Source organism: Chryseobacterium jejuense (assembly GCF_017877355.1).
GTDB lineage: Bacteria > Bacteroidota > Bacteroidia > Flavobacteriales > Weeksellaceae > Chryseobacterium > Chryseobacterium jejuense_A.
Map to the genome: position 1 here is coordinate 125,277 of NZ_JAGIPR010000006.1, position 12,165 is coordinate 137,441.

Consider the following 12,165-nt stretch of genomic DNA (forward strand, 5'->3'; position numbering starts at 1 on the left):
ATTTATAAAGCAAAAAAAGATGAAACTAATTTAAATGCCTCATCCTGTACATACTTCTATGAGCTTCGTTAATGAAATATAGTAAAGAATTCTGAATATAGAGATTCTTCGCTGCTCTCAGAATGACAAAAGACTGTTTTTGTCATTTAAGCTAGTATCATTTCTTATTCTCTGCTTAACTGATCCAGCTTTTTTAGCAAGGTAGGAATTCTGTAAGGGCCATGCATTTGTTCTACATTTGCCTTCACATAATCTACATCTATTCCTTTCGCTGTTACAAAAAGCGGTGTTTTACTATCACCACGCAGAACATTTCTTCTTTGGGAATCTGGTGTTGTAAATTCATTTTTGGCAATGCCTATTACCGGATATTTCTCATGTAACGCTTCATAAAGATGTCCTCCCAGTCCTATTTTCCCATCATTATCAAGGGTAACATATCCGTCAACGATGATAATATCTTCTTCTTTTACTACTATTTTATTGAGTAAGCTCAGAATACATGGCAGTTCTCTTTTGTAGAAGGCACCGCTTTCATATCCTGAACTGATGGATGTCTGCTCTGTAAAGATTTCGACTTCCCGGTCGGATGTCCAGTCTTCAAAAGCAATACATACGGTATTAGCATAGTCTTCATAATAGTAAGTATCAAATGCGTAAATCATTTTGTTTTAATTATACAGCCAAGATAAACCATCTATCGATAGCAAGCAAAAAGTCTGTACAACTAATGAATAGTTATTTTTCAGAAAATTTACTTTTTGATAATAGATCTTAGCAAATAAGAGCCAGTACAACTTTGCTTGATAAAAAAATCACTTCCTTATAATTTTTGACCACAGATGACTCTACTTATTCCTTTGCAAATAATTATAAAAAATCTGTGAAAATCAGGAAAACCTGTGGTTGATATTTTTTAGGTCTTTACTGGATTTTTTTTTTGAAGCCTATTTCAATGATTTTCCGGATTAAAAAAACTCACCGAAATGCCATAAAATCCCTGATGGATCGTGTACGAAACACTCTTTTCCCCAATGCATAGTTCTTACAGGAGTAAGTCTTACATTTTCATATTTATCTGTAAGTTCTAAAGTCAAAAGTTCTTTCCAGAATTCATCTGTACTGGCTACTTCCATAAAAATCATGGTATTGTCAACCCAGTCTTTTGCATAATAGTCCTGAAGATAAAAACCTATTTCTTCCCTTTTAAACAATGAAAGTTTAGGCTCAAGGATCACTTCTTCAAATCCCAGATCTTTATAAAAGTTTCTGCTTATCTCAAAGTTCATTGCTCCGATAAAAGGTCTGATGGATTTCAGCTGTGGTCTCATACTATTCTATCTTTCCAGTTATCGTAGGTCATTTCAAACTTGATCTCGTTTTTCCCATGAACTCCAATTTCTTTCCAGCCTGATTTCCTATAAAAAGTTTCGGCTCTTGTCTGAGGCGAGGTTCCAAGCCAAATATGCTCCTTTGTCTGCTCAAAATACCAATCAAGCATTATATCATGGAGCTTCCTTCCAACCCTTTTGTTTTCAAAATCAGGATGTACAAACAATGCCCAGACATTCTTTTCTTGCAGATCAACAATCGAAAAGCCTGCAATCTGTCCTTCTGCTTCGCCCACCCAGCCTTTTCCTCTTTCAAACATAAACAGCTCACAATCTCTGTCTGTAACCAGTCCGGGATCTGATAAGGTATTTTCCTTCACTGCATTTCTTATGACCTGAATTTGAGGGATATCTTCTAATCTGGCTTCACGGGTTATTATATTCATAGATAAAAATAAGTTAAGTTTTGAATATGACAAAGGTGCAAAAAATATGTTTATCAAATTAACTTAAAGAATACTATCTATCCTTAAAAATCTGAATACATGATTCCCTGCACCTCAGGATGTAAGTTATAGTCTAATTAAACTCGTTATCCTTATTTTTTATCTACCACAATTCTGTCTGCTCTATTCGCAATATCCCATGCCGTAGTAAAAACAAGTTGAGTTCTTTTTTCCAATAGTTTATAATCAATTTTATCTGGCTTATCCGTTGGTTTATGATAATCTTCATGAATTCCGTCGAAGAAGAATGCTACCGGAACATTGTTTTTAGCAAAATTATAATGATCTGAACGATAATATAACTGTTGAGGATCATTAAGATCATCATATTTATAGTTCAGTTCAAGGTTGTTGGTCTTTTTGTTAGCTACCTCATTAATAACTTTAAGTTCGGAGCTTAACATATCGGAACCTATCACATATACATATTGTTTTCCTCTGTTGTCAGGATCGTCACGTCCAATCATATCAATGTTAAGGTCAACAACGGTATTCGCTAATGGAAAAACCGGGTTATCGGTATAGTATTCTGAACCGAATAAGCCATGTTCTTCGCCTGTTACATGAAGAAACAAGACAGATCTTTTAGGACCTTTCCCTGCCTTTTTAGCTTCCTGGAAGGCTTTAGCCATTTCCATCACAGCAACCGTTCCGCTTCCGTCATCATCAGCTCCATTATATACTACCCCATTTTTTGTTCCCACATGGTCATAATGTGCAGAAACCACCACAATTTCTTCGGGTTTTTCACTTCCTTCAATGAAAGCCAGAATATTTTCCGAATCCGGAAGATTACCACCGCCTCTTTTTTTCATAAAATCCGAAGGAACTTTCTGATAATAAGATCCTAGCGCCTTTGGATAAGAAACCCCAAGACTTTTATAATAGTTAACAATATACTCTCCCGCTTTTTTCTGCCCTTTGCTACCGGTATCTCTGCCTTCCATCTCATCTGAGGCAATAACATACAGGTTTTTCTTTAAGTCCTCTGCCTTAATCATCTTGTAAGCATCGGCAAACGCTTTATCATGTTTTACTGCAACAGGGTTTGCGGATACACCATCAGCAACCTGTGCCGTTCCGCAACTCGTCATCAAAGCAAGAGCAAATAACGGAATAAGTAGTTTTTTCATACTGAATAATTTTCTTAAAAATAATAATTTTTATTGAATCTGGAATATACAGGAGAAGATCCTGCAAAGTAATTCCCAACAAGCAGACATTGGAAACTCCTACAATGTATCATCAGCCTCTCTTTACAATATAGAATATTCATAAAATAGAAATAAATTTTATCATATTTAAAAAAATAACCCCAATCCAATATCATTTTTTATTATTTTTGACTAAAATACAAAATAGATGAAAGAAATTCAAGGGTTTACTCATTATTCCTTTTTTACCGAAATGTCTGAACTAGCCACAAAACACGGAAGTTTTGATCTTTCACTGGGCTTACCTGATTTTGATATTGATGAACGCCTGAAATTCTTTTTAAAAGAGGCTTCTGATATCGATACTCATCATTATGAACCTCTTGCTGGAAACCCTTTATTAATCGAAAATATTATCAGTTTTAACAATAAAAGGAAAAACAGTATTTCTTTAAAAGCAAATGAAATAACTATTGTACCCTGTGCAACTTTTGCTTTATATACCGCACTTAAATCTATTTTGAATCAGGGAGATGAAGTTGTCATCGTTCAGCCTTCTTATTATACTTATGCTCCTTCTGTTGTGATGAACGGGGGCATTCCTGTTTATTACGACCTTGAATTCGACTTTACCATAAACTGGACCCAATTTAAAGCCTGCATCTCTGAAAAGACCAAAGCAATTATCATCAATTCTCCACAAAATCCAACCGGAAAAGTATGGAAACAGAATGATTGGAAACATTTGTATGAATTGATAAGCAACCGGGAAATCTATTTAATTTCGGAAGAGATCTACGATACTTATTGTTTTGATGAAGCGGAACATTACAGTTCATTTATTCATCCTGAGCTTAGAAACAGAACATTCTGTATCTTTTCATTCGGGAAAATGTTTCATACTTCAGGATGGAAAGTAAGTTATATGCTCGCTTCAGAAGAGTTAACAACCTTATTCAGAAATCATCAGCAGTACATTTCCTATAGTGCCAACGCCCCAGCTCAATATGCCCTGGCAAAGTATCTGGAAGTATTTGATACTTCGGAAAACAAAAAAATAATGCAGCGAAAACGGGATATTTTTAATCAATTACTTAAAGAAACGCCTCTTTACATTGAGCAAGAAGCTGAGGGAAGTGTTTTTCAAATTGTTAACTTCAGAAACGTTTCCAAGACCATGACGGATGTAGAGTTTTCAAAATGGCTGACCATTGATAAAAAGGTAGCCTGTCTTCCACTTTCGGCTTTTTATAATTCCAGACAGAATTCAGATTATATCCGGTTCAGCTTTGCCAAAAAAGATGAAGTGATTATTCAGGCATTGGAGCATCTGAGAAAGAATCTATAACAGTCATACGCTTTTACTGGATTGGACATCGCAAAAGACGCCAAAATTATTTTAAAAAGACGTTTTTAAGGCGCAAGAATATTTCGACTTCGCTCAATATAAGATTTTCAGCAAGAAAGACAGCTAATATTTTGCCACGAATAAAAACCTTTCACTTTCTACAAGATTCTATACTCCTATATGGTTCAAAAAAATATTTAAACCCCATATTCGTAAAACTAAGCATACATTATGTTATTCGTTCATTCGTAGCATTAAAATAAGAAGTAAAAAATTTTATCACAGATAAAATCCTAGTGCTTTAAAAATATGATTTCGATATTTCAAGCTCTTTACATCCTTTGCGCTACTCCAACAAAACATAAAAAAAGCACCGCTAATGCAGTGCTTTAGTATTATTGATTAATATTGATTAAAGAGCCAGAACTCTCACATCAATTCTTCTGTTTTTGGCTTTACATTCATCTGTATCATTGGCTTCACAAATTGGATGCTGTGAACCATACCCTTCTGCTTCAATTCTATCGGCCGAGATTCCCAACTCCAACAGCTTAAGTTTTGCAGTCTGAGCTCTCAGATTAGATAACTTCTGATTGCTTTCTTCATTACCGCTGTTATCTGTATACCCTCCTAATTTTACTTTCAGATCAGGATATGCATTTAAAATTTCCGCAATATTGTTCAGCTGTAGCTCATAGCCTGTTTTAAAATCACTTGATCCTGTTTCAAAATAAAGATTTTCGATGGTATACCATTTGTTAGGGTCCAGAATAGCCTTATCTTTTTGATTAACGGCATTATAAAGCTGATATAACTGACTGGTTTCACCTAGTTCAATTGTTTTTCCACCTTTCAGTTTTACTTTTTGCAGATTTCCCGTTTCATATACAAAGTCTCCACTTTCATTAAGATGCCCTTTCACTTCACCCGGAGCAACGGAAGCCTTAAGATTTGATGATGTTGAGAATGTTCCTGAGACTCCGGTTAAGCTTTCTATTTTTGCTTTTCTGTTTGCTTCAATTTTATCCTTATGTATTACTGCTAAAGTAGGTGCAATCACCAATGAAACAATTGACATCAGTTTAATCAGAATATTCATTGATGGTCCGGAAGTATCTTTAAAAGGATCTCCTACCGTATCTCCTGTTACAGAAGCCTTATGGGGTTCTGAACCTTTATAATACATCTTACCATTGATCTCAACCCCTTTCTCAAATGATTTTTTTGCATTATCCCAAGCACCTCCGGCATTGTTCTGAAACATTCCCATCAGTACGCCACATACAGTAGCTCCAGCAAGAAAACCTCCTAATACTTCAGGACCAAAGATAAACCCGATCAGTAATGGTGAAATAATCGCAATAGCTCCCGGCAACATCATTTTTCGGATAGATGCATCAGTAGAAATCGCAACGCACTTTTCATACTCCGGCTGGGCTTTTCCTTCTAAAATTCCGGGAATTTCACGGAACTGCCTTCTTACTTCTTCTACCATCGCCATGGCGGCTTGTCCAACGGCTGTGATGGCTAATGAAGAGAATATAAACGGGATCATTCCACCAACAAAGAGACCTGCCAGAACATCAGCTCTGTAAATATCAATACCATCAATACCTGCAATTCCTACAAAGGCTGCAAACAATGCCAGTGCAGTTAACGCTGCAGAAGCAATAGCAAACCCTTTTCCTGTAGCTGCCGTTGTATTTCCTACAGCATCCAAAATATCGGTTCTTTCACGAACTTCTTTAGGGAGCTCACTCATTTCAGCAATACCTCCAGCATTATCTGCAATGGGACCGAAAGCATCAATAGCTAACTGCATTGCTGTAGTGGCCATCATTCCGGCAGCGGCAATCGCAACTCCATATAATCCGGCACATAGATAAGATCCGTAAATACCTCCCGCGAGTACAAGAATCGGAAGTAATGTTGATTCCATTCCTACAGAAAGTCCGCCGATAATATTAGTGGCATGTCCGGTTGAAGACTGTCTCACAATACTGGAAACGGGTCTTTTCCCCATCGCTGTATAATATTCTGTAATAATACTCATCAGGGTTCCCACAACCAATCCAACCATGATGGCTCCGAATACACCCATTTTTGTAAACTCATGACCTCTTAAAACCATTTTTTCTGGGAGAAGATAGGTTACCAGAAAATAAGAAGCAATGGCTGTAATAACAATACTGCCCCAATTTCCTAAATTCAGTGCATTTTGTACACTGGAAGTGGATGAACCCTCATTATCATTGATCTTCACAAATAAAGTTCCTATCATTGAAAAGATAATTCCTGTTCCTGCAATCAACATGGGTAAAAGAATTGGTGCAAAACCTCCGAATGCATCATCAGAAATTGTTTCTCGTCCCAATACCATTGTTGCCAATACAGTAGCTACATAAGACCCGAAAAGGTCGGCACCCATCCCTGCAACGTCTCCCACATTATCTCCCACATTATCTGCAATAGTTGCTGGATTTCTTGGATCATCTTCCGGAATTCCGGCTTCTACTTTCCCTACCAGGTCAGCTCCAACATCTGCTGCTTTTGTATAAATTCCACCACCTACTCTTGCGAAAAGAGCGATAGATTCAGCACCAAGGGAAAATCCGGTAAGAATTTCTATGGTTGTTTCCATTTCGTGGGAATCTACTGTGACTTCCGGTGCAAAAATCTGTTTAATAATTAAAAACAAAGCTCCTAACCCTAACACCGCAAGTCCCGCTACTCCCATTCCCATCACAGAACCTCCTGTAAAAGATACTTTAAGGGCTTTGGACAAGGACGTCCTTGCTGCTTCTGCAGTTCTTACATTGGCTTTGGTTGCAATTTTCATCCCTATAAAACCGGCTGTAGCAGAAAAAATAGCTCCTACTGCAAAGGCAAGTCCTATACTCCAGTGTGAGTTGGCATTACTTGATCCCATTACTGCTAAAAGAATGGCTACAACGACGACAAAATAGGCTAAGATTTTATATTCGGCCTTTAAGAAGGCCATGGCACCATCAGCAATATGTCCGCTGATTATTTTCATTTTTTCATTTCCTGCATTCTGTTTACTTACCCAGTTGCTCTGAAGAAATGTATAAAGTAAAGCTACGACACCAAAAATTGGCACTAACACAAATAGATCCATAGTTTAATATTTTTTTGGTAATAGAAAATTAAATATAATAAATAATTATCATCAAAACATTAAAAAAATCGCAGACATACAATTACCAATTAAAATAATCTTACATATGGATGATGATTGTATCAAAAATACGGAGGTTTGAGAATCAATGTAAAAGCCGATAAAATAAGGTATACAAGTGATTCTTATTTTTTTTAACCATTAAATTAAAATAAGCTTCGCTTTAAGTGGAAACGTTATCTTTACTTCAATAAAAAAGGATAAACAGTTTCCCGTTTATCCTTTTTATTATTTACATCAGAGCGTCTTATCCTCCGAATTTATCTGCATAGTCTGTTTGAGAAGCTTTAATCACTTTTCTTGCATGTTCAGCACCGTAAACTTCTTGAATTCTGCATTTTGCAGGCTCATCCGGTAAGTTTTTGTACGTTAAGAAGTAGTGCATCAATCTTTTAACTTCTGCTTCCGGTAACTCAGTAATGTCTCTGAAGTGTCCGAATGCGTGGTCATTAATCATTACCGCTACAATTTTATCATCAGCTTCTCCACCATCTATCATTTTAAAACCACCGATTGGAATAGCTTCCATCAATAAGCCTCCTGCATGGATATTGTGAGAACTTAAAACACAAATATCAAGTGGATCATGATCTCCCATTGTCACATCAGTAGCTCCTGCTTCTACAGCAAGTTTCATCACTTCTTTATCACAATATGTTCTTGGAACAAAACCATATAAAGCAGGGATAATGTTAGAGAATTTCTGAGGCCTGTCTACTTTTAAATATCCTGTTTCTTTATCTACTTCATATTTAATAGTATCTGAAGGAACAATTTCCACAAATACATTTACAACATTTGGCGCATCTTCTCCTGCAGAAATTCCGTGCCATGGATGTGCTTTAAAATTTGGAATCATTATTTATCTGTTATTTTTTAAGTTATTATTAAAATTTCTTTTCTTAAATCTTCTATTGTTTCCGCAACATAGTCATTGCTTTCCATATAGTTCATGATGAAGATGGCTTTAAATTCATCAAGTTTCACTTCACCTTTCAATCCATCGTAAGTCTTATGAAGAAGGTCTATAATGGCATTTTTAGAGTCCACAATATTTTTCCAGGAGTTCTTCGTTACATACAGCTGTTGAGAGGAATTGTATTCAAACTCTTCGTTGATTGCTTTTTCTGTAAGGAAGATAAACTCATGAACAGCCAATCCTTTATCAAATCGCTGAATCAGGTTCGAAGGTTTTATTCTGTCAAGGAACAAAGTCATTCTTTCATAAGAATGTGCTTTATTCTCTGAATTTGACTTTACGGTAAGTAATTTTAGTTCCTGGTTTTTTAAGCTTATATACGAGTGTACAAATTGTCTCAGCAAAACCAGAAAAGGAATTGCAATAATTAGTGCAAATGCATAGGGTAGATATCCTGAAAGACTCGTCATAATTTTAGGATGCAAAATTACTAATATTTTCTGATATTACAGTTCAAATAATGCGGGTCTTTGTGTAACTTCATGATAACATACACTGTTTTCATCAAAAAAGTGATATACCAGGCTTTTTCTGGTTCTGTTTTTATCTGTATGAGGCTCTCCACCATGAAGAATATTGGCATGCCAGATCAGCATATCTCCTTTTTTTGCTCTGAAAACTTCTTTTTTCAATCCTAATTCTCTGACTTTGTTTTCCAAAAATTCTTCATAAGCCTTATAGCTTTTCTTCCCTATTTTTAAAGCTGTCCCTTCATTACCGTAATCTGAATTCAGGAAATAAGGTAATTTATGGCTTCCAGGAATATAATGTAGAGCTCCATTATTTTCATCTACATCTTCTAAGGCAATCCACACCCCTAGAAGCCCGCCCAACGGGAACGTTGTCATATGAATGCTGTCGGAATGGGTTTTCTGCTGGCTTCCGTTAATAAAGTTGATACTTTGAAACAATTTGGCTTTACCATCAAGCAAAACAGACAGAAACTCCAGCAAATTTTTATCGTTTCCGATATTTCTAATGATTTCAGAATGATGAATAGCAAACATGAGCTTCCCGCCATAACGGAATTTTAATGTTCCGTCTTTCATCAGTTTTTCAATCTCAATATTGATATTTTCTGCGGCTTCCGGACTAATAAAATTTCTTATAATCATGTATCCGTTATCATCATAACGAAGAGCACTTTCTTTATTTTCTTCTGATAAATCTTTAAAAAAAGCAGTGGATAAGAGTTTTTCTTCAGCAATACTTCTTTCTGTCTGAGGAAGATGAGCAAAATCCTTACTTGAAATGCTCGAAAAGTAACTCTTTTTGACACCGTATTTTTTATATAGTGGAATATTATGCTTTAACTTACTTTTTTTAAAGAAATTATAAAGCATATAGGATAATTTATAATTACGAACTTGCTGTAACATAAAGGTTATTATAAGTTTTATAAAGGTACGGAATAATACTAAATTAGAACCAATCTAAACAATACTTTTTATCATTTAAAAAACCTTCCTTTTACCAGTAAAGATCCTAATTTTTTGAAAAGATCTTTTTTTGAACGCTCTATAGTCCCATAAGGTTTCAACTCCGGTCGGAACCCTCTGAAAAACTCTTCAATATTCGGAATATCTCCTCCTTCAAAGTCAAAGATGTTGGTTTCAATGGTTTCTTTAATCATCCGGTCAATCAGTACAGAAGCTCCGGATAATTTTACATATTCTTTATCACTAAAGTTCCCCAAAAGAGCCACCATACCACAGTCTGAATAAGTAGCAATAACATTGATGATTTTTCCCTGATAATAAAAAGCAAGAAAATTCAAATATTTCAGATGATAGAAGGTTTCATAAATCTCCATAAAACCGGACAGATCACTTTCTTTACTCAATCCTATAATATTGGATTCTATAAAAGACTTCACTTCATCATAAGAAACAGTCTTCAGTTCCGACACATCCCAAACCTCCTGATCCAGCCTAAGCTTCCTCTTTCTTTTAGGTGAATATCTAGCATACACCTTTTCATAGGCATCAGGATAAATTAAAAAATTTTTCTTTATTCTGAAATCTGTACGAAGTTCATTACCATCATTAAAAGGATATGCTCTTATCAGATAGTGACTTTCCAGATAGTCCAGAAATTTTTCATTAAGATTCACATCATCTTTTCCTGAAAAAACTCCCAATTGCTGGCAAAGTTTCGGATTATGAACGATTTTCACTCCATATTTCCTAACGAAAGGGATGGGCATTACAGCTTCATAATCATTATATACAAGTATCTCCCATTGATTAGGTGCCGTAGTGTCTAAAAAGTCTTTTGTAGCGGAGTATTTTCTTTGCTCAGAATTTTCTAAGCATTGAGAATATTTTACAAAATCAATTTCATGGTATTTCAATCTTCTAATCATAATAATCCTGCGTCCGAAAAACTAAAATAGGAATCCTGTGTAATGATAATATGGTCTAAAAGCTGGATGCTTAATACTTTTCCCGCTTCTTTTATTTTTTGGGTAATGTTAATATCTTCTTTACTTGGCTTAAGACTTCCTGAAGGATGATTGTGAGCAATAATAACTCCTGTGGAAAAATGTTCAAGTGCTGTTTTAAACAATACCCTTACATCTACAATAGATTGGCTTATTCCACCTTGTGTCAGTTGTGAAGTGTGTAATACTTTGTTGCTGTTATTCAGAAAAATAGCCCAAAACTCTTCAGTTCTCAGATCTGACAATTGATTTTTCAGGATCGCATAAGCGTCATGACTGTTCCCAATAATTGATTTTTCAGGGATTTCCTGCCCGGCTCTTCTTCTTCCTATTTCCAGCGCTGTAATAATGGAAATAGCTTTTGCCTCTCCTATCCCTTTGAATTTCATCAGATCTTTAACAGAAAGCAAACTTAGCTGATGCCAGTTATTATTGACGGATGCTAAAATTTTTCTTGCCAGTTCTAAAACGCTCTCTTCCCTATTCCCGCTTCCCATAATAATGGCTAAAAGTTCAGAATCGGAAAGTGCATTCTTACCTTTTTGTAAGAACTTTTCCCGGGGTCTGTCGTCTTCTGCCAAAAATTTTAAGGACATGGATTAAGTATAAAAGATTAATAGAAAGTGTATAAGATAATAGGTTTCTCTGAGTTATCAATATATTTTGCTGTTTCATTAAAAGAATTGATGGAAAGCATCGGACAGCCTAAACTCAAACATGCTGGCTTCTCGGATTCTACATCAGGAACACTGCTAAAGGAATGAAGAACAATGGCCCTCTGCATGGCATTATCGTTGGTGGGATCCAGTCCTTTTAAACGGTAAGCTTTCCCAAATTGTCCAACATAACTTCCTCCAACTGCATATTTCCCAAGCGAAGACTGATAAGATCCTTCAATATTACTGAACTTCAAAGCATTTGACCCTGAAATTACAGATCCTGAACCATGAGCTACAATAGCTTTTTGTACGATTTTATTATTCTTCAGGTTGTAAACGAAGTAACGGTATTTTCCTGATGGAATTTTAAAGTTAATAAAGATGGCCAGATCCTGATTATAGTCTTTATCTTTAATAAATTTTTTAATTTCTGAGATCCTGGATTCAGGTATCCCCAATCCTTCTGCCTGCTGCGATTCAGCTTTTGAGCAGGAAACTAAAAGTATAAAAAGAAAAATAACGTGTTTCATCATCTGTGTAAGAAAG

The 12,165-nt window shown here is 35.6% G+C and carries 12 protein-coding genes; 1 reads left to right on the forward strand and 11 read right to left on the reverse strand.

Translation table 11 applies throughout. The annotated features are described in order from the left end of the window. Window positions 1-164 precede the first annotated feature (164 nt). The 4 genes from J2772_RS13685 to J2772_RS13700 all read right to left on the reverse strand — a co-directional run bounded on the left by J2772_RS13685 (window position 165) and on the right by J2772_RS13700 (window position 2,970). Complete coding sequence (locus J2772_RS13685) at window positions 165-665, reverse strand: endonuclease V (protein WP_209917563.1); 501 nt, start codon at window positions 663-665, stop codon at window positions 165-167. 303 nt (window positions 666-968) lie between these two features. Further along, window positions 969-1,331 carry a glyoxalase gene (locus J2772_RS13690; RefSeq protein ID WP_209917565.1) on the reverse strand — a complete coding sequence of 121 codons (363 nt, stop codon included), beginning with the start codon at window positions 1,329-1,331 and terminating at the stop codon, window positions 969-971. Then, window positions 1,328-1,777, reverse strand: a complete 450-nt coding sequence (locus J2772_RS13695) for a GNAT family N-acetyltransferase (RefSeq protein WP_245365225.1) — start codon at window positions 1,775-1,777, stop codon at window positions 1,328-1,330. Before J2772_RS13695 ends, J2772_RS13690 begins: the two co-directional genes overlap by 4 nt. 152 nt (window positions 1,778-1,929) lie before the next feature. Further along, window positions 1,930-2,970 carry a M28 family metallopeptidase gene (locus J2772_RS13700; RefSeq protein ID WP_209917567.1) on the reverse strand — a complete coding sequence of 347 codons (1,041 nt, stop codon included), beginning with the start codon at window positions 2,968-2,970 and terminating at the stop codon, window positions 1,930-1,932. Window positions 2,971-3,199: 229 nt separating this feature from the next. Between J2772_RS13700 and J2772_RS13705 the strand changes: the two genes are divergently transcribed. Continuing rightward, window positions 3,200-4,339 (forward strand): aminotransferase class I/II-fold pyridoxal phosphate-dependent enzyme, encoded by a 1,140-nt coding sequence (locus J2772_RS13705; protein ID WP_209917569.1) that lies wholly within the window; start codon window positions 3,200-3,202, stop codon window positions 4,337-4,339. A gap of 412 nt (window positions 4,340-4,751) precedes the next feature. Here J2772_RS13705 and J2772_RS13710 read toward each other — a convergent pair whose 3' ends face one another. From J2772_RS13710 to J2772_RS13740, 7 genes are all read right to left on the reverse strand, one after another. Further along, a complete protein-coding gene (locus J2772_RS13710; RefSeq protein ID WP_209917571.1) occupies window positions 4,752-7,478 on the reverse strand; it encodes a sodium-translocating pyrophosphatase in 2,727 nt (908 codons plus the stop codon). 307 nt (window positions 7,479-7,785) lie between these two features. After that, window positions 7,786-8,397 (reverse strand): inorganic pyrophosphatase, encoded by a 612-nt coding sequence (locus J2772_RS13715; protein WP_209917573.1) that lies wholly within the window; start codon window positions 8,395-8,397, stop codon window positions 7,786-7,788. A gap of 17 nt (window positions 8,398-8,414) precedes the next feature. Next, on the reverse strand, window positions 8,415-8,927 hold the full coding sequence (locus J2772_RS13720; protein ID WP_209917575.1) for a hypothetical protein: 513 nt from the start codon (window positions 8,925-8,927) through the stop codon (window positions 8,415-8,417). Between the two features lie 36 nt (window positions 8,928-8,963). Next, complete coding sequence (locus tag J2772_RS13725; protein ID WP_209917588.1) at window positions 8,964-9,896, reverse strand: phytanoyl-CoA dioxygenase family protein; 933 nt, start codon at window positions 9,894-9,896, stop codon at window positions 8,964-8,966. Window positions 9,897-9,967: 71 nt separating this feature from the next. Beyond that, a complete protein-coding gene (locus J2772_RS13730; protein ID WP_209917590.1) occupies window positions 9,968-10,882 on the reverse strand; it encodes a hypothetical protein in 915 nt (304 codons plus the stop codon). Beyond that, window positions 10,879-11,556 carry a RadC family protein gene (radC, locus tag J2772_RS13735; RefSeq protein ID WP_209917592.1) on the reverse strand — a complete coding sequence of 226 codons (678 nt, stop codon included), beginning with the start codon at window positions 11,554-11,556 and terminating at the stop codon, window positions 10,879-10,881. The genes J2772_RS13730 and radC overlap by 4 nt, the downstream gene beginning before the upstream one ends. Window positions 11,557-11,573: 17 nt before the next feature. Continuing rightward, window positions 11,574-12,152, reverse strand: coding sequence for a murein L,D-transpeptidase catalytic domain-containing protein (locus J2772_RS13740; protein WP_209917594.1), 579 nt, complete (start codon window positions 12,150-12,152; stop codon window positions 11,574-11,576). Between the last annotated feature and the right edge of the window lie 13 nt (window positions 12,153-12,165).